Genomic DNA, 17,499 nt, shown 5'->3' on the forward strand with positions numbered 1-17,499 from the left:
CAACATCACGTTGGGCGTTCCTCTTAGTGCTCGCGTGTTTTACGGAAGTTAATTTCCGGATAACGTTCAATTGCAAGATTTAGATTTATCATTGTCGGCGCAACATACGTTAAATTGTTACTGCCATCTAAGGCTAAATTATCATATGCCTTTTTCTCAAACTCTGCCATTTTTTGGGTGTCGTCGCTGTCTACCCAAAGCGCCGTTGCCACACCAATCCCTTCATAAATAGCATCCACTTTATATTCTGATTTTAAACGCTGTACGACCACTTCAAATTGCAACACACCAACTGCGCCAACGATTAAATCATTACTGCGTAAAGGACGGAAAACTTGTACTGCCCCTTCTTCAGAAAGTTGCATTAAACCTTTTAATAATTGTTTTTGTTTTAAAGGATCTTTTAAACGAATACGGCGGAACATTTCCGGTGCAAAATTAGGGATCCCCGTAAATTTCAACTCTTCACCTAACGTGAATGCATCACCAATTTGAATTGTGCCATGATTATGCAAGCCAATAATATCACCCGAATATGACTCTTCTGTCGTACTACGATCGCCAGCCATAAAGGTCACAGCATCTGTAATACTCATTTTTTTACCCGTACGGACATGCAGCATTTTCATGCCTTTTTCATACTTACCAGAACAAATTCGCATAAAAGCGATACGATCTCGATGTTTAGGATCCATATTTGCTTGAATTTTAAAAATAAAGCCAGAAAACACTTCTTCCGTTGGCTCGACAATACGTTGCTTAGTAACGCGTGATAAGGGTTTAGGCGCCCATTTTGTTAAACCATCTAATACATGATCCACACCAAAATTACCTAATGCAGTTCCAAAATAAACGGGGGTCAACTCACCACTCAAAAACAGGTCTAAATCAAACTTGTTAGACGCGCCCAATACAAGCTCCATCTCATCACGTAAAATATCGATATGTAATGGTAAAAGATCGTCTAATTCAGGATTATGTAAACCTTTAATTATACGGCTCTCTTGAATAGTATGACCTTGACCTGTTGAATATAAAATAACTTCATCATTGATAAGATGATATACACCTTTAAATTCTTTACCCATACCGATAGGCCATGTGATCGGTGCACAAGCGATGTTTAATACGTCTTCAACTTCATCCATCAAATCGATAGGATCTCGAATATCTCGATCACACTTGTTCATAAAAGTAATAATGGGTGTATCACGTAAGCGCGTCACTTCCATTAGCTTTATCGTACGTTGCTCAACCCCTTTAGCAGAATCAATCACCATTAAACAAGAATCAACGGCCGTTAATGTGCGGTAAGTATCTTCAGAGAAATCTTCATGGCCCGGAGTATCAAGTAAATTAACAACACAATCTTTGTAAGGAAACTGCATCACTGACGTCGTGATTGAAATACCACGCTCTTTTTCTATTTCCATCCAATCCGATTTGGCATGCTGTCCCGATTTTTTACCTTTTACGGTACCCGCTTTTTGCAAAGCATTACCAAAAAGTAACACTTTTTCAGTGATCGTTGTTTTACCCGCATCTGGGTGAGAAATAATAGCGAAGGTACGTCGACTGTTGACGGCTTCTAAAAATTTAGCGTCGGCCATGGTATGGTTTTCCAAAAGTATAAGACAGCTTAAAAAGCGAGGACGTATTATACCTCTGTTGCCCACAGTAAGCAAAATCGGCTTATTAATGCATCTCCCTTCCCCTTTATATGCCATAAGACTTTAACATGTCAATCCATAAGCTTAATGAGGCTTTGCTTATCGGCTTAATATTGAAACAGAAAGATTTAAATTCAGGTTTTATGACACTATGCCACAGCACATATAAGTGCCACATCGTTGCGCTTCGCCGCACCTAAAGTTGCATATCCTCATTAAAAATAATGAAATAAAAGCCCCTTAAACTGGGGTTTACACTTTGGAGGACTCTCGAACGAGCAAGTGCCTGGTAATGCACCTTGATACGGCATGCAGGGAGAGATCGATTGTAAAAGTTAGCAAACTATTCGTCATCGCATTGAGAAAGTCTCACGCGCAAGTGTAAATATTTGCTACAATGCGCAATAAGAACGATTTAATCAAGAGTGGTGTTTTATGAAATTATTAGTGCGCAATATTGCAATCGCAAGTACAGAAGAAAAAATATTAAGTTTATTTAGTGAGTTTGGAACAGTGCAGTACTGCACTCTAGTACTCGATAAAGAAACAGGAAAATCAAAAGGCTTTGGTTTTGTCGAAATGCCAAAACCGGGTGAAGCTAAACTGGCAGCTAAAAAGTTAAACGGCTATAAATTAGCGGGAAATATTCTGCGCGTAAAAAAAGCAGATCATAAAGAAGAAACGAGCACTGCGAGTGTGACGGTGAGTGAGCCTAAGAAAACATCCGTACAATTTAAACAAGCTCCGCGCGCAACATCAAGCGAGAAAACGTCAAGCGAGAAAACATCTTCGAATGACGTTATTGATAACAATGAAAATGCAGCACATTTATACGGAAAAATAAAAGAAAGTGATGACTATTAAACACTTTTATTAAATAAAAGACAGTCATAAACTTCAAAGCGATACCCTCTGGCATCGCTTAGTTGCATAACGCTACTTTTAAAGATATTTTAGCTTTTAATGGCTTAATTATCTTCGCTTATACGGCTAGAAGCGGCGCCTTGTTGATTTTTATATTTAGCATTGGCGCGTTTATTATACGGGCGAGCTGCTGGCGCTGATAAGGTTTCAAAATTCAACGCACCAATTGTCATCCCAGGGCGAAGTGCAAGTGGTAACTTACCACTGTTATAAAATTCTAGCACGATACAACCCGACCAGCCTGGATCAATGCGATGCGCCGTCACGTGCACCATTAAGCCGAGGCGCGCTAATGATGAACGACCATCTAACCAACCCACGATATTATCAGGTAACGTCACTTTTTCGAGCGTCACCGCAAGAGCAAGCTCACCGGGGTGCAGGTAAAAAGCTTCATCCGCAGGTATTATTATTTCGTCACTCATGATCTTATCAAGTGCTGCATTGACGTCTTCTTTTGGCCCTGAAAGATCGATATAAGGCATTTTATGTTCATTGAACACGCGAAACTTATCACCAAGGCGAATATCAACACTCACACCTGAGATAGCATTCTCTGCAGGTCGAGGCTCTATGACTATTTTCCCTGAGTCTAAATATTCTTCTATATGGGTATCGCACAAACGCATGAGGGGGAGCTCCAGTAGTATTTTCCATTAATAATGGCAGTATACAGCCACCTCTTCATTTTAAAAGAAATTTTACGACAGGCATAAAAAAAGGCCAGTCAGAGACTCGCCTTTTTTATCAATTCAGAATGGACTATTTAAAGTCCATCGAGGCTATATTATAGCGCTACGATGTTTTCTGCTTGAGGACCTTTTTGACCTTGAGTAACAGTAAACTGTACTTTTTGGCCTTCAGCAAGAGTTTTAAAACCGTTGCTTACGATTGCAGAGAAATGTGCAAAAACGTCAGGACCATTTTCTTGCTCGATGAAACCAAAGCCTTTAGATTCGTTGAACCATTTTACTGTACCGGTAGTAGTTGTAGACATAATTATATCCTATTTATATTGACTAAATTAACCTTGATTGATCAAGGACTTTCGCTGGAAGTGTTGCTATTACTTATGAAGTATAGGATTCGGTACATAATACGGAACATTGAAACATAAATATCAAACGAACTTTCAAGCTACGACAAAGTATATATGCATAGACGTTATAGTCAATGTCTATTTACATAAAAAGAAGATGTTTTTACAAAATAAATACAATTTGTTCCACATTACATAAAGCTCTTCGCACTGCTCACACCTTTAATGTTATATTATTGCTCTTTAATAATAATGAGTATATAGATGACAATTTGGATAGATGCAGACGCTTGCCCGGTCCCTGTAAGGGATATTATTATACGCGCAAGCCAGCGTACTCAGTGCCCTCTTGTCTTTGTGGCCAATAGTCCACTCCCCTTACCTACACGTACATTGATCAAACGAGTACAGGTACCTCAAGGCTTCGATGTGGCAGATAATTACATTTTACAACACGCCACAGACAAAGACTTAGTGGTGACTCAAGATATACCTTTAGCTGCTGAACTCGTTGCCTTGAAAATTTGCGCGCTTAACCCGCGAGGCGAACTTTATACGCCGGAGAATATTCGCCAACGTTTAGCAATGCGTAATTTTGCACAAGAAATGCGCGATATAGGACAAATTACCGGAGGACAAAATAAGTTTGCAGATAAAGAAAAACAGGCTTTTGCCAACGCATTAGATCGCTGGCTACAAAAAAATAAACCTTGCACCGCATAAGCTAGCAAGGTTTATAGTTGACTTAGGCCGTAAAAAATACGCTTAATACCAAAGGAATTAATTAAGTTTTCATGTATTGCGCAGAAAAAATTAACACTAGCAAGGCGTGAGTTGCAGGAGATAGTTGTTCTCACTTCAAAACTCACAACGCAGCTAGAGATAATTTCAACAAGCAAGACGGGTAACCTTTTTAGTTCCTTTGGTATAACTTATAAGATCCGTTCTTCTTTGTTAAGCAAAGCTAAGCGTTCACTTTCAGCGTCTCTGTGTTTACGTTTAGCACAGGGTTCAGGACAATCACATTCTTTGTCAATACCCACTGAAGCAAGTCCACCACAACTTCCAGCAATACTTTTTTTATTAAAAATATAGCCAATGGACATACCTAAAATTACCATTAAAAACACCACAAATGTGGCTACAAAATAAATCATGGGGCTCCCGTCACTAAATATTTTTTAAATGCATCTGTATATGACTCAATAAATTTATCACCTTCTTTTACTATTAAGAATACGGCTAATTGATGCTTTTTAGCAAATTCGAGTCCGGCTTTAGGACCCAGCACGGTAATTGCCGTCGCATAACCATCCGCCAACATACAGCTTTTATGAATAACAGTAACCGATGCGAGTTTATGAGTAATAGGTTTACCCGTACTTGGATCGATAGTATGAGAATAACGGATCCCATCATATTCATAATAATTTCGATAATCACCCGATGTTGCCACCGCATTATCACCAATATGCATGACTTGCTCAATATTTTGGCCTAGCGTAGGGCGCTCAATCGCTAACGTCCAAGGCTTTTGAGCAGGCTTCATACCGTTAGCTCGTAACTCACCACCAATATCAACCAAGTAATTATTGATACCTAATGATTGTAAATACTGTGCTATTACATCGACGCCATAACCTTTCGCAATCGATGAAAGATCAATATATAAGTCAGGAAGTGATTTTTGTAACGTCGTCCCTTGTACACTCAAATATTGACTGCCCACACGCGTCTTTTGCGTTGCAATCATGCTATCTGTTGGGACTTTTGTCGGTTTTTTATCAGGACCAAAACCCCATAAATTAACCAAAGGCCCCACACTGATATCATAAGCGCCTTGCGACTCTTTAAATATTTTTAACGCAGCCTTAACCACCGAGGCAGTCGCTTTTGAAACAACAAAAGATTGTTTGCTTTGATTAAACAAAGAAAGCTCAGAGTGCACTCGATAAGTCGACATTTGATCGTTGACCAATTCTAAGCGTTTATCTATTGCCGCTTTTAATTGGGTATTTGCAAAGGACGCTTGCTTTTGTTGCTCCGCATCTAATACAAAAGTAATTTTATAATAAGTGCCCATCGTATTACCTTGAAGTTGTACAACTTCAGGCTCAACTTTGGCACACGATGATAGGAAAAAGGCCAGCCCTATTAAGGCTAGCCATTTATTAATACGCAGGATCATTAATAATCAACCAAAATCATCAAGCATGATGTTTTCGTCTTCAACACCTAAATCTTTAAGCATCGCAATAACCGCTGCATTCATGATAGGTGGACCACACATATAAAACTCACAATCCTCTGGCGCTTCATGATCTTTAAGATAGTTTTCCAGCAATACATTATGAATAAAGCCAGTATAACCTTCCCAATTATCTTCAGGCTGAGGGTCACTCAATGCCACATTCCAAGAAAAGTTTTCATTTTCAGCTGCGATTTGATCGAAGTCTTCAACATAAAACATTTCACGCTTAGAGCGAGCACCGTACCAGAAACTCACTTTACGTTTCGTCTCTAAACGGCGGAATTGATCGAAAATGTGTGAACGCATTGGCGCCATACCAGCACCACCACCAATAAAGACCATTTCATTTTCAGTTTGCTGCGCAAAAAACTCACCAAACGGGCCAGATATTGTGACTTTATCACCTTCTTTTAAACTAAAAATATAAGATGACATTTTACCACAAGGCAAAGACAGGTCGCGAGGTGGAGGCGTTGCTATACGCACATTAAGCATAATAATGCCTTCTTCACCTGGATAGTTAGCCATTGAATAAGCACGAATAGTGTCATCTTCAACTTTAGACTCTAAATCAAAGAATTTAAAGTGCTCCCAATCACCACGATATTGCGCTTCAATCTCATAATCTTTATATTTTACATGATGCGCAGGCGCTTCAATTTGAATATAACCACCGGCTTTAAACGGTACCGTTTCGCCATCTGGAATTTGTAATTTAAGCTCTTTAATAAACGTCGCTTTATTATCATTTGAAAGCACCGTACATTCCCATTTTTTAACCCCAAAAATCTCTTCGGGTAGTTCAATGGTTAAATCTTCTTTAACGCTTACTTGACACGCTAAACGCTCACCTTCTTTGGCATCTTTTTTACTAATATGATCCAGCTCAGTCGGTAAAATATCACCACCGCCAGATTTAATTTTAACGCGACACTGGCCACACGTACCGCCACCGCCACACGCTGATGATACAAAGATACCCGAATTAGCCAATGCACCTAGTAGCTTACCGCCAGCTTGAGTGCTGATACTTTTATCTTCATCATCATTAATCGATATTTTAATATCACCAGTACTTACCAACTTAGATTTAGCGGCTAGAATAATAACAACTAACACTAAGACAATAATGGTAAACATGGCAACGCCGAGAAATATTTCCATCGACTTTGTTCCTTGTATTACGGGGATAAGACCCCAAATTCAATAAATATAATCTAACCTTTCAAGGCAATTACCTATGTATCAATAAAATACGTAAATGCCTTTATTGAGTTACAACTGAATACCTGAAAATGACATAAACCCTAACGCCATTAATCCTGCAGTGACAAACGTGATACCTAATCCACGTAAACCATCGGGCACATCTGAATATTTCATTTTTTCACGAATACCCGCCAGCGCTACAATCGCAAGCGTCCAGCCAATACCACTACCCACACCGTAAACAGCCGATTCAAGTAATGTATATTCACGTTGCACCATAAATGCGACACCACCAAAGATGGCACAATTCACAGTGATCAAAGGTAAAAAGATACCTAAGGCTTGGTATAAAACAGGAAAATACTTATCTAATATCATTTCTAATATTTGCACTAAGGCTGCAATCACACCAATAAAGGTAATAAAGCCTAAGAAGCTAAGATCCGCATCTGGAAATCCAGCCCAAGCCAATGCACCTGGTGCTAATAGATTAAAGTAAATGATTTGATTTACAGGGACAGAGATACCCAATACCACGATTACTGCGATACCCAAACCCATTGACGTTTTTACTTTTTTAGACACGGCCAAAAATGTACACATGCCTAAAAAGAATGCTAACGCCATATTTTCTATAAAAATAGAACGAATAAATAAACTAAGATAATGTTCCATCTAAATTACTCCTTGGGCTCAACTTGATCTGGACGGATCGTGCGGATCGCCCAGATAAGACCACCAATAATAAAAAAGGCACTCGGGGGAAGCAATAGCAACCCATTACTTTGGTACCAACCACCATTTGATGTTAGTGGTAAGATTTCAATACCAAATAAAGCACCAGAGCCAAATAACTCACGGAAACCGCCCACTAGCATAAGAATAAAGCCGTAACCTAAACCATTACCAACACCATCCATAAAACTTGCAAATGGCTTATTTTTCATTGCAAAGGCTTCTGCACGTCCCATCACGATACAATTGGTAATGATCAAACCAACATAAACAGATAGCTGCTTTGAAATACCAAAGGCATACGCTTTTAATACTTGATCAACAACGATAACCAAAGATGCGATGATCGCCATTTGTACAATAATACGTACACTATTGGGGATGTAATTACGGATCATTGAAATAAACATGCTTGAGAAAGCCGTTACCAACAATACTGCCATTGTCATTACGAGCGCAGTTTCTAATGTAGACGTTACTGCAAGCGCTGAACAAACACCGAGCACTTGTAATGCAATCGGGTTATTACTCACCACCGGAGAGGTTATGATCTCTCTTAATTCACTTGATTTAGCCATTATTTAACGCTCCTTGATGTACTTTATTCAAGAAAGGACCAAAACCTAACTCTCCTAACCAAAATGTAAAGGAATGTTGAACCCCAACACTGGTTAATGTTGCGCCTGATAAGCCATCAATTTCATGTATAGAATCAGCCGGTGCGACACCTTTAACTATTTTAATTGCAGGTTTGCCATTTTCATCAAATAACTTTTTACCTACAAATAATGCGCGCCAACGAGGATTTTCAACTTCACCACCCAGTCCAGGCGTTTCGCCTTGCTCATAATAGGTGATATCTTCAATCGTATTACCGTCCATTTGGATAGCAACAAAGGCATACATAGTAGACCACAAGCCTGCGCCATGGATCGGTAATATAATGCGTTGTAATTTACCGTTATCATCCGACACTAAATACACCGTTGCAAGATTGGCTCTACGTCCAATTTTTGCTACATTTTGATCTGCATTTAATTTGATACTGCGTGCAGGATCTTTTGCAGCCAGACGCTGATCGTAATTTGCATCGTCACTAACAAATTCACCCGTTGCTAAATCAACTAATTTAGTTTGAATGTTTGATGCAAATATTTCAGTGATCGTTTTATCGTTGTGTACGCCCGCAACCGCTAAGATATTTTGTTGTTTATCCTTGGCTTTATTTGCTATTTGTAACGGACGTAAACCAACAGCGGCTCCCGCCACTATGATCGAGCACACGAGACAGACAGCAAGCACCACTAATATAGTGCGTGAAAATGTTTCTTGTTGATTAGCCACGAGATAACCTCCGTTTGATATTACCTTGTACAACAAAGTAGTCGAACAATGGCGCAAATAAGTTAGCAAACAAAATGGCTAACATCATGCCTTCTGGAAAAGCAGGATTAAGCACACGGATAAGCACCGCCATTACCCCTATCAAAATACCGTACATCCATTTACCTTTATTGGTAAAGGAGGCAGAGACGGGATCGGTTGCCATAAATATCATACCAAAAGCAAAGCCACCCATTACTAAATGCCAATACCAAGGTAATGCAAACATATTGTTCGTTACACTGCCAATACCGTTAAACATCGTAGATAATGCAATCATACCTATCATGACACCTGCAATAATACGCCAAGAAGCAATCCCCGTTGCGACGATGAATAGACCACCGATTAAAATGGCTAAGGTAGACACCTCACCCATACTGCCTTGCATGTTACCTAAGAAAGCGTCCATCCAGCTAAGACCTGAATTTGCCAAAGACTCCATACCACCTTGTGAGACCATGCTTAATGATGTTGCGCCAGAGAAGCCATCAACCGCAGTCCAAACTGCATCACCCGATATGTTAGTCGGATAAGCAAAAAACAAGAAAGCACGCCCAGCAAGTGCTGGATTTAAAAAGTTACGCCCGGTGCCACCAAAAATTTCTTTGGCAACAACAACACCAAATGTAATACCAAGTGCAACCTGCCAAAGAGGTAACGTTGCCGGCACTATCAATGCAAATAAAACAGAAGAAACAAAGAAACCTTCATTGACTTCATGCTTACGTACACTGGCGAATAAAACTTCCCAAAAACCACCGACAATAAATGTCACCGCGTAAATAGGTATAAAATACATCGCGCCAAAGACGAAGTTATCAAGCAACGATGTGCCTGCGCCCATCGTTACACCTAGCAGGTTTAATATGATCAGGCGCCAATCATCGATAGCACCAAAACCATTAGCAATCGCTAAATTAGCTTGCACGCCGGTATTGTACATACCAAAAAACATTGCTGGAAAAGTCGCTATCCAAACAAAAATCATCATACGTTTTAAATCTAAATTATCACGTACGTGAGTGAGTCCTTTGGTAACATGACCCGGAGTATAAAAAAATGTAGCCGTTGCTTCAAACAGGGCATACCATTTTTCATAACGACCCCCCGCTTCAAAATGGGGCTCCATTTTCTCAAGAATATTCTTAAGATTCATTCTTAGCCTTCCTTTTCGATTTTGCTGAGATTATTACGTAATATCGAGGCATAATCGTACTTACCCGGACATACGTAGGTGCATAACGCTAAATCTTCTTCGTCTAATTCTAAACAACCTAATTCTTGTGCAGAGTCAGTATCCTCTACGATCAGGTCACGCAGTAATAAAGTGGGAAGAATATCAAGTGGCATAATACGTTCATATTGACCAATCGGTACCATAGCGCGTTTACTACCACCTGTTGTGGTCGTAAATGCAAAGCGTTTGGCACGATTTAACGTTGAAAGGAAAACACGGGCAACGGAATGCTTATTGAATCCCGGGACACCCCAGCCAAATAATTCTTTCTCATAACCTTCAATTAAGGCTGAAATTTGATTGTGATAACGACCCAGATACGCATGTGCACCTTGTGCGACAACGCCACATAAAACAGATCCTGAAATAACACGCACTTCACCGCTGTGTATTTCATTTTCAGTCAACTGCACAATGGAAGCACCTATTTGCGTACGTAATAAACGAGGTTTATTCACCGCAGGGCCCGCTAACGAGATAACGCGCTCAACATAAAGTTCACCCGTTACAAATAATTTACCTAGCGCAATCACATCTTGATAATTAATAGACCAAACTTTTTTAGTAACAGAGACAGGATCAATAAAATGGATATGTGTTCCTGCAAGTCCAGCAGGATGAACGCCTGAAAATTCTTTTTCAATGACGTTATCAAGAGGCGAGCTTGGTAGAGCTTCGCTACCTTTACAAACGTAAACATTGCTTTCGCTAAGCTGAGCAATTAACGACAAACCATCGATAAAAGCTTGTTGATTATCATTAATAATCAAAGCCGCATTGGCTGCGAGAGGATTAGTATCCATCGCCGTTACAAAAATAGACGCAGGTCGCGCATCAATCGCGGGTACTTTACTAAATGGACGGGTGCGAAAAGCGGTCCACATTCCCGAATTAACAAGGTTATCAACAATATCTTGACGCGCTATTTGTGCAAGTTCAGAACTTGCATAAGTAGGGAATAATATGTTTTCTTGACCTTCGATTGAAATGACAACAGATTGTAAAACCCGTTTGGCACCACGATTTATTTCTTTCACTACACCGGATGCTGGAGCGGTAAATTTAACGCCAACATTCTTCTTATCTAAGAAGAGAACTTGACCTTTCTTTACAATATCGCCAACTTTAACTGCCATTGACGGACGCATACCAACATATTCTTCACCCAGTATAGCAACTTCAGTAATGGTTGGACCATTATGAATGATTTGCTCTGGCGCTCCACTTATTGGAAGATCCAGTCCTTTTTTGATAGTAATCATATTTATTTGCACTATGTTTACGGGAAGAAAAGTTAAATACTTTATACGCAATTAAAATACGCGTATCTAACTACTTAAAGTAACCTTATTAACCAACTTATTAACGATTTCTTAACAACTCAACTAAAATATTATTTGCAATAATACCACTATAAATAGGGGGATTCCATCGCTAAAACAATTGCTTTCGTGCTAAGTTCAAAATTTTATGTAAATTAAAGTAACAAACATATAATTTTTATCTTTTTTGTAAAAAAACTATTTACCCCCACCTAAACAATCACTTGAAATAGGGGCTATGTTGTTTTTTTGGCTCCACTGTTCGGGTGTATAAGTATGCAAAGCGAGAGCATGTATGGGCCCTGCTAATTGCTCCGCCAAAATAGCGTTGATTAAACGGTGCCTCGCTAGCAAAGGCATCCCTATAAATTGAGAGCTACTCACAATCACCTTGAAATGTGTTTCAGAATTAGGTGGCACGGCATGCCTCATACTCTCATTTTCAACATTTAAGTATTCAACATCTATCTGCGTGTTTATTTTTGCTTCTATTATTGCTTGCACCTTCATCTATCTCTATCCTTACTCTAATTTTCAAGCCTTTTAGAATAGCAGGTGTACATTGAGCACTCAATTAAGATCATTAAATATGCATGTAACCCAGCCCTTTACTTGCGCTTATTTAGCAAATAAATCCACACGCCTAATGATGCTAGTAGAGCCCTTTCAAAATGCAAATACATATTACCCAATTCTCCTTCAAAATGGATTTAGACGCAGCGGAGAGCAAATTTATCGTCCGGACTGTGAGCAATGCCAAGAATGCCAATCGCTACGCATCAATGTCAGTGAATTTATTTTATCTCGCAGTCAAAAACGTTTACTGAATAAAAACCAACACTTTAAAGTGAAAATAAGCAAAAAGAATAAACCGGAATACTTCTCACTGTATCAACGCTACATTGATACAATACATAAAGATGGCGATATGTACCCTGCGACCTATGAGCAATATAGCGGTTTTCTAGCATCGGTTTGGTGCGATATGATTTTTATCGAAATTTATGACGATAAAAAGTTGATTGCGGTCAGCGTCACAGATAAAATCGGGACGCTGCCTAATAGTGCATGGAGTGCGGTCTATTGTTTTTACGATCCACTCTATCAGTCCGTTTCTTTGGGCAAATTTGCTATATTGAAACAACTCGCACTGGCAAAGGACCTAAATATAGAATATTTATATTTAGGCTATTACATCAAAAATTGTCAAAAAATGAATTACAAAACACAGTTTAATCCGCATCAGCGCTTTATTAACGGTTTATGGTTAAGCTTCGACTAATGCTTATTTGCGCAAATTGGATTAATAAATAAGCAACAAACCTTTACCCTAAGTCATTATTCTGGCATGATGCGCCGATTGAAAGCATATATACCCACTATTTGACTATAATAATAGGTATAAACCTCAAAAATCATTGAGGGTCATATCGAAGACAAAGGATCCACCAAGAATGGCAAAAGAAGATAGTATTGAAATGCAAGGCACGATCATGGATACGCTGCCTAACACAATGTTCCGTGTAGAATTAGAAAATGGCCACATGGTAACAGCGCATATTTCTGGTAAAATGCGTAAAAACTACATTCGCATCCTTACTGGCGATAAAGTCACAGTGCAATTAACACCTTATGACCTTTCAAAAGGCCGTATTGTATTCCGCGCACGTTAATCGTTCGTCTCGCGCTGACTTAAAGTCAAAAAAAAACCAGCATTGCTGGTTTTTTACTTTTCTAAACCTAACTTAACTTAAAATCAACTCATTAGTATAACTAAACTCAATTTTATCCGTTCCCGAGTTAAGTGATACGGTCACACTCCCCCCTTTTTGTAACTGTCCGAATAAGATTTCATTAGCCAATGGTTTTTTTATACGCTCTTGGATCAAACGCGCCATAGGACGAGCGCCCATCGTGCGATCATAACCTTTTTTTGCAAGCCATTGACGCACGTCATTATTAATATCTAATGAGATCTGTTTTTTATCTAACTGAGCTTGTAATTGCACCAAAAATTTATCAACAACGCGAGCAATAACATCGATATCGAGATGATTAAACCAAATAATATTATCTAAACGATTACGAAACTCGGGCGCAAATAATTTTTCAATTTCATCCATCGCTTGTAATGAACTGTCTTGATCATTAAAACCTATCGCCGTTTTGTTAGTTTCGCGCACTCCCGCATTGGTGGTTAATACCAGAATGATATTTCTAAAGTCAGCCTTACGGCCATTATTGTCGGTTAATGTACCGTGATCCATCACCTGCAATAAAATATTATAAATATCACTGTGTGCTTTTTCTATTTCATCTAATAGCAGAACCGCATAAGGGTGCTTTGACACCGCGTCGGTCAACAATCCAGCTTGTTCGTGTCCTACATAACCAGGAGGCGCTCCTAATAAGCGTGATACGGTATGCTTTTCCATATATTCAGACATATCAAAGCGTAATAATTCAACGCCTAAAATATTCGCTAATTGTTGAGTAACTTCAGTTTTCCCGACGCCAGTTGGCCCAGCAAAAAGAAAAGAGCCTACCGGTTTTTTCTCATCCGTTAGACCAGAACGACTTAAATGTATCGCATCGGTTAACACTTCTATCGCTTCATTTTGACCGAAAACGGTCATTTTTAAACGTTCGGATAATTTTGAGAGTTGCTCTTTATCTGAACTGCTTACTGAGTTTTGCGGAATACGCGCTATTTTAGCAATGATCTCTTCTATCTCTGCCACATCAACATTTTTTTTACGTTGACTCGCAGGCAGTAATCGCATTTTAGAGCCTGCTTCATCAATCACATCTATCGCCTTATCGGGAAGATATCTATCATTAATATATTTAGCACTGAGCTCGGCAGCTGCCATTAACGCTTTCGTCGTATAATGGATTTGATGATGCTCTTCATAACGCGAGCGTAATCCTAATAATATCTCAGCTGTTTCTTTAACAGAGGGCTCTAATACATCTATTTTTTGGAAGCGACGTGATAGTGCATGCTCCTTTTCAAAAACTTGTCCGTACTCTTGGTAGGTTGTTGATCCCATACAGCGTAATTTACCGCTACTTAGCAAAGGTTTAAGTAAGTTTGCAGCATCAAGTTGCCCACCTGTTGCAGCCCCTGCACCAATGATCGTATGGATCTCATCAATAAATAAAATTGAATTTTTTTCAAGTTCAAGTTGCGTTAGTACTTTCTTAAAGCGCTGCTCAAATTCACCTCGATATTTAGTGCCAGCAAGTAATGCCCCCATATCTAAACTGTAAATAATGTTATCTGAAATCACATCAGGAACATCACCATGTACAATCCGATAAGCAAGGCCTTCTGCTATCGCCGTTTTTCCGACGCCAGCTTCGCCCACTAATAATGGGTTGTTTTTACGTCGACGACATAATATTTGAATACAACGTTCAACTTCTTTATCACGGCCAATTAAAGGGTCAATATGCCCTGCTTCGACTTGTTCATTCAAGTTAATAGTGAAAGCTAACTCTTCATGCTCTTCAATGACTTTTTCCGTACTTTGTTGCTGATAAATAGCCATAGATGCGTCTTCGATCGGCGCAATCATTCCATGTGATATATAGTTAACCACATCTAAACGCGTCAGTTTGGCTCTTTTAAGGAGAAAAACGGCATGTGATTCTTGCTCACTAAAAATAGCCACCAGCACACTATTTGCAGAAACATCGGTATGACCTGATGACTGCACATGAAAAATAGCACGTTGTAATACGCGCTCAAAAGCGATAGTGGGTTGTATTTCTATTTCATGGGTAAGTACTTCTGGGCGAACGGGGCTATTTTCAAGAAACGCAACAAGATCGAGATGTAACGCACCTAAATCAACTGAGCAGGCTTTTAATAAGGCCTTACTTTCTTGATTTTCTAATAAAGCCAATAACAAATGCTCTACCGTCATAAACTCATGCGATTTTTCAAATGCGAAACGAAAGGCTAAATCTAAACTGTTTTCTAATGGCTTATCTAACATAATTGCCTCCATGGGTGCAAAGTTGGATCTCATTAATATTCAATTATGCGTTTTTTTGCATTGAACAACGTAATGGATGTTCATTTTCCTGCGCATAATTCATCACTTGCATCACTTTTGTTTCTGCTATCTCAGCACTAAATGTGCCACAAATACCAATGTCATGATAATGAACATCTAACATTATTTGCGTTGCTTTATCCGTACTTAATTGGAAAAAACGTTGCAACACATCTATCACAAAATCCATCGGCGTATAATCATCGTTATGTAATAACACGTTATACATTGCGGGTGGCTGTAATTTTGTTTCTAGTTTATCTAGTACTGCCGGACTATTACCTGTTTGTACCGAATTCTTATCACTCATATTTCAGTTTAGTCTTATTTATTGATGTTACGAAAACATTTTACTGTGGATGAAGATCCTTAGGTTAATGTCCTCGACTCTAATGTGCAATAGAAAAGGAGAATATCATCATTGAAAATACAACGGCGTAGCCTTTATTTAAAAAATATTTTATCTTCACCCATAAAAAAAGGTAATATAAATTACCTTTTTTTTCCATCAATAAACGCCTTTTTATTCTTCTACATCTTCGTCATCACTCTCTTTACCAAGTTTTATTTTTAATCTTTTTTGTACCGATTTGACTAAAAGATCCGGTTGAAATTTAGATAAAAGCGCATTACAGCCCACTTTATCTACCATGGCCTGATTAAAACTGCCACTTAGCGACGTATTTAATACAATATATATGTCTTTAAGTTCTGGATGCTTACGTATTTCTGAGGTCAAACGATAACCATCCATGATGGGCATTTCTGCATCTGTTATCAACATTAAAATTTCATCTTCTATCTTCTTACCTTCCTCAACCCAGCCTAATAATATAGTCAGCGCTTGTTGCCCATCGCAAGCCGGTATAATTTCAACACCTAATTGCGCAAGTGTCGTAGAAACTTGTTTACGCGCGGTTGATGAATCATCTGCATGCAATATTTTAATGCCCTGAAATTCCTCTTTTATTTCATCATCAACGACGCCGTCAGAAATAGAGTATTGATAATTAACAATTTCAGCTAATACTTTTTCAACATCAATAATTTCGACTAATTCGGTGTGATCCGGGTGCTCAATACGTGTTAGCGCTGTTAAATAATGATTTCGGCCCACGCCTGTCGGCGGATGCATTATCTCTCCCCACGTCATATTGATAATGCGATCGACTTTACCCACCAAAAATCCTTGCACGGTGCGGTTGTATTCAGTGATGATCAAGTTACATTCTGCCGTCATCTCCAACGGGCGAAAACCAATGGCTTCACGTAAATTAATCACCGGAATAGATTCGCCTCGGATCGTCGCAATCCCGATTATTTTTTCATGTGCATTAGGTAATTTATTTAAACGAGGCATCGGTACCACCTCTTTAACTTTAAACACATTTATTGCAAATAATTGGTTACCCTGTAATTGAAAGAGTAATAATTCTAGTCGATTTTGTCCCACTAAATTGGTGCGTTTATCTACAGTTTCAATCATACTTGCCATGTTAATCTTCCTACTTGCCAATAATGTGTTTAAGCGTAGTTAACATTTTCGACAATGGAAGTCAGTGTATTCTATTTTATATGGTTAATATGATCCGCATCTTATTATCTTCACTTTCAGACTCCGGGCTCAATAACAAAAAAGCCTTTTGTAAGTACAAAAGGCTT

At 38.9% G+C, this 17,499-nt stretch carries 19 protein-coding genes; 4 read left to right on the forward strand and 15 right to left on the reverse strand.

Features of this window, described 5'->3' with window-relative positions; translation table 11 throughout:
- Window positions 1–23 precede the first annotated feature (23 nt).
- On the reverse strand, window positions 24–1,610 hold the full coding sequence (gene prfC / locus PCNPT3_RS09470; protein ID WP_015465650.1) for a peptide chain release factor 3: 1,587 nt from the start codon (window positions 1,608–1,610) through the stop codon (window positions 24–26).
- Between the two features lie 495 nt (window positions 1,611–2,105).
- Here prfC and PCNPT3_RS09475 point away from each other — a divergent pair, with 495 nt between their 5' ends.
- A complete protein-coding gene (locus PCNPT3_RS09475; protein WP_015465651.1) occupies window positions 2,106–2,534 on the forward strand; it encodes an RNA recognition motif domain-containing protein in 429 nt (142 codons plus the stop codon).
- Between the two features lie 104 nt (window positions 2,535–2,638).
- On the opposite strand, the gene dcd is transcribed toward PCNPT3_RS09475, so the two are convergent.
- Window positions 2,639–3,223: a dCTP deaminase gene (gene dcd / locus PCNPT3_RS09480; RefSeq protein ID WP_015465652.1), complete on the reverse strand. Its 585-nt coding sequence runs from the start codon at window positions 3,221–3,223 to the stop codon at window positions 2,639–2,641.
- 158 nt (window positions 3,224–3,381) lie between these two features.
- Window positions 3,382–3,591 (reverse strand): cold-shock protein, encoded by a 210-nt coding sequence (locus PCNPT3_RS09485; protein ID WP_015465653.1) that lies wholly within the window; start codon window positions 3,589–3,591, stop codon window positions 3,382–3,384.
- 306 nt (window positions 3,592–3,897) lie between these two features.
- On the opposite strand from PCNPT3_RS09485, the gene PCNPT3_RS09490 reads away from it, so the two are divergent.
- The gene (locus tag PCNPT3_RS09490; protein WP_015465654.1) at window positions 3,898–4,356 is read left to right on the forward strand and encodes a YaiI/YqxD family protein; all 459 of its coding nucleotides are present in this window, start codon (window positions 3,898–3,900) and stop codon (window positions 4,354–4,356) included.
- Between the two features lie 209 nt (window positions 4,357–4,565).
- On the opposite strand, the gene nqrM is transcribed toward PCNPT3_RS09490, so the two are convergent.
- The 9 genes from nqrM to PCNPT3_RS09535 all read right to left on the reverse strand — a co-directional run bounded on the left by nqrM (window position 4,566) and on the right by PCNPT3_RS09535 (window position 12,283).
- Window positions 4,566–4,790, reverse strand: coding sequence for a (Na+)-NQR maturation NqrM (gene nqrM, locus PCNPT3_RS09495; protein WP_015465655.1), 225 nt, complete (start codon window positions 4,788–4,790; stop codon window positions 4,566–4,568).
- Window positions 4,787–5,821 (reverse strand): FAD:protein FMN transferase, encoded by a 1,035-nt coding sequence (locus PCNPT3_RS09500; RefSeq protein ID WP_015465656.1) that lies wholly within the window; start codon window positions 5,819–5,821, stop codon window positions 4,787–4,789. The genes nqrM and PCNPT3_RS09500 overlap by 4 nt, the downstream gene beginning before the upstream one ends.
- Window positions 5,822–5,827: 6 nt before the next feature.
- The gene (gene nqrF, locus PCNPT3_RS09505) at window positions 5,828–7,048 is read right to left on the reverse strand and encodes an NADH:ubiquinone reductase (Na(+)-transporting) subunit F (RefSeq protein ID WP_015465657.1); all 1,221 of its coding nucleotides are present in this window, start codon (window positions 7,046–7,048) and stop codon (window positions 5,828–5,830) included.
- A gap of 111 nt (window positions 7,049–7,159) precedes the next feature.
- Complete coding sequence (nqrE, locus tag PCNPT3_RS09510) at window positions 7,160–7,768, reverse strand: NADH:ubiquinone reductase (Na(+)-transporting) subunit E (RefSeq protein WP_015465658.1); 609 nt, start codon at window positions 7,766–7,768, stop codon at window positions 7,160–7,162.
- 5 nt (window positions 7,769–7,773) lie between these two features.
- Complete coding sequence (locus PCNPT3_RS09515) at window positions 7,774–8,406, reverse strand: NADH:ubiquinone reductase (Na(+)-transporting) subunit D (RefSeq protein WP_015465659.1); 633 nt, start codon at window positions 8,404–8,406, stop codon at window positions 7,774–7,776.
- Window positions 8,399–9,172, reverse strand: a complete 774-nt coding sequence (locus PCNPT3_RS09520) for a Na(+)-translocating NADH-quinone reductase subunit C (protein WP_015465660.1) — start codon at window positions 9,170–9,172, stop codon at window positions 8,399–8,401. Before PCNPT3_RS09520 ends, PCNPT3_RS09515 begins: the two co-directional genes overlap by 8 nt.
- A complete protein-coding gene (locus PCNPT3_RS09525) occupies window positions 9,165–10,370 on the reverse strand; it encodes an NADH:ubiquinone reductase (Na(+)-transporting) subunit B (protein WP_015465661.1) in 1,206 nt (401 codons plus the stop codon). The genes PCNPT3_RS09520 and PCNPT3_RS09525 overlap by 8 nt, the downstream gene beginning before the upstream one ends.
- A gap of 2 nt (window positions 10,371–10,372) precedes the next feature.
- Complete coding sequence (locus PCNPT3_RS09530; protein WP_015465662.1) at window positions 10,373–11,713, reverse strand: Na(+)-translocating NADH-quinone reductase subunit A; 1,341 nt, start codon at window positions 11,711–11,713, stop codon at window positions 10,373–10,375.
- Between the two features lie 258 nt (window positions 11,714–11,971).
- Complete coding sequence (locus tag PCNPT3_RS09535) at window positions 11,972–12,283, reverse strand: BolA family protein (RefSeq protein ID WP_015465663.1); 312 nt, start codon at window positions 12,281–12,283, stop codon at window positions 11,972–11,974.
- A gap of 52 nt (window positions 12,284–12,335) precedes the next feature.
- Here PCNPT3_RS09535 and PCNPT3_RS09540 point away from each other — a divergent pair, with 52 nt between their 5' ends.
- Window positions 12,336–13,055, forward strand: a complete 720-nt coding sequence (locus PCNPT3_RS09540; RefSeq protein ID WP_232207356.1) for an arginyltransferase — start codon at window positions 12,336–12,338, stop codon at window positions 13,053–13,055.
- Window positions 13,056–13,227: 172 nt separating this feature from the next.
- The gene (infA, locus tag PCNPT3_RS09545; RefSeq protein ID WP_015465665.1) at window positions 13,228–13,446 is read left to right on the forward strand and encodes a translation initiation factor IF-1; all 219 of its coding nucleotides are present in this window, start codon (window positions 13,228–13,230) and stop codon (window positions 13,444–13,446) included.
- Between the two features lie 72 nt (window positions 13,447–13,518).
- Here the strand turns inward: infA and clpA are convergent, their stop codons facing one another.
- The 3 genes from clpA to PCNPT3_RS09560 form a co-directional block, all read right to left on the reverse strand.
- Window positions 13,519–15,777 (reverse strand): ATP-dependent Clp protease ATP-binding subunit ClpA, encoded by a 2,259-nt coding sequence (clpA, locus tag PCNPT3_RS09550; RefSeq protein ID WP_015465666.1) that lies wholly within the window; start codon window positions 15,775–15,777, stop codon window positions 13,519–13,521.
- A gap of 43 nt (window positions 15,778–15,820) precedes the next feature.
- On the reverse strand, window positions 15,821–16,147 hold the full coding sequence (clpS, locus tag PCNPT3_RS09555; protein WP_015465667.1) for an ATP-dependent Clp protease adapter ClpS: 327 nt from the start codon (window positions 16,145–16,147) through the stop codon (window positions 15,821–15,823).
- Between the two features lie 213 nt (window positions 16,148–16,360).
- On the reverse strand, window positions 16,361–17,332 hold the full coding sequence (locus tag PCNPT3_RS09560; protein WP_015465668.1) for a chemotaxis protein CheV: 972 nt from the start codon (window positions 17,330–17,332) through the stop codon (window positions 16,361–16,363).
- Window positions 17,333–17,499: the final 167 nt, after the last annotated feature.

The organism is Psychromonas sp. CNPT3 (genome assembly GCF_000153405.2).
In the GTDB taxonomy this organism is placed as follows: Bacteria; Pseudomonadota; Gammaproteobacteria; order Enterobacterales; family Psychromonadaceae; genus Psychromonas.

Bases quoted from the DNA above. Each gene is read 5' to 3' on its own strand.
- prfC (WP_015465650.1), bottom strand. From the start codon at position 1,610: ATGGCCGACGCTAAATTTTTAGAAGCCGTCAACAGTCGACGTACCTTC.
- PCNPT3_RS09475 (WP_015465651.1), top strand. From the start codon at position 2,106: ATGAAATTATTAGTGCGCAATATTGCAATCGCAAGTACAGAAGAAAAA.
- dcd (WP_015465652.1), bottom strand. From the start codon at position 3,223: ATGCGTTTGTGCGATACCCATATAGAAGAATATTTAGACTCAGGGAAA.
- PCNPT3_RS09485 (WP_015465653.1), bottom strand. From the start codon at position 3,591: ATGTCTACAACTACTACCGGTACAGTAAAATGGTTCAACGAATCTAAA.
- PCNPT3_RS09490 (WP_015465654.1), top strand. From the start codon at position 3,898: ATGACAATTTGGATAGATGCAGACGCTTGCCCGGTCCCTGTAAGGGAT.
- nqrM (WP_015465655.1), bottom strand. From the start codon at position 4,790: ATGATTTATTTTGTAGCCACATTTGTGGTGTTTTTAATGGTAATTTTA.
- PCNPT3_RS09500 (WP_015465656.1), bottom strand. From the start codon at position 5,821: ATGATCCTGCGTATTAATAAATGGCTAGCCTTAATAGGGCTGGCCTTT.
- nqrF (WP_015465657.1), bottom strand. From the start codon at position 7,048: ATGGAAATATTTCTCGGCGTTGCCATGTTTACCATTATTGTCTTAGTG.
- nqrE (WP_015465658.1), bottom strand. From the start codon at position 7,768: ATGGAACATTATCTTAGTTTATTTATTCGTTCTATTTTTATAGAAAAT.
- PCNPT3_RS09515 (WP_015465659.1), bottom strand. From the start codon at position 8,406: ATGGCTAAATCAAGTGAATTAAGAGAGATCATAACCTCTCCGGTGGTG.
- PCNPT3_RS09525 (WP_015465661.1), bottom strand. From the start codon at position 10,370: ATGAATCTTAAGAATATTCTTGAGAAAATGGAGCCCCATTTTGAAGCG.
- PCNPT3_RS09530 (WP_015465662.1), bottom strand. From the start codon at position 11,713: ATGATTACTATCAAAAAAGGACTGGATCTTCCAATAAGTGGAGCGCCA.
- PCNPT3_RS09535 (WP_015465663.1), bottom strand. From the start codon at position 12,283: ATGAAGGTGCAAGCAATAATAGAAGCAAAAATAAACACGCAGATAGAT.
- infA (WP_015465665.1), top strand. From the start codon at position 13,228: ATGGCAAAAGAAGATAGTATTGAAATGCAAGGCACGATCATGGATACG.
- clpA (WP_015465666.1), bottom strand. From the start codon at position 15,777: ATGTTAGATAAGCCATTAGAAAACAGTTTAGATTTAGCCTTTCGTTTC.
- clpS (WP_015465667.1), bottom strand. From the start codon at position 16,147: ATGAGTGATAAGAATTCGGTACAAACAGGTAATAGTCCGGCAGTACTA.
- PCNPT3_RS09560 (WP_015465668.1), bottom strand. From the start codon at position 17,332: ATGGCAAGTATGATTGAAACTGTAGATAAACGCACCAATTTAGTGGGA.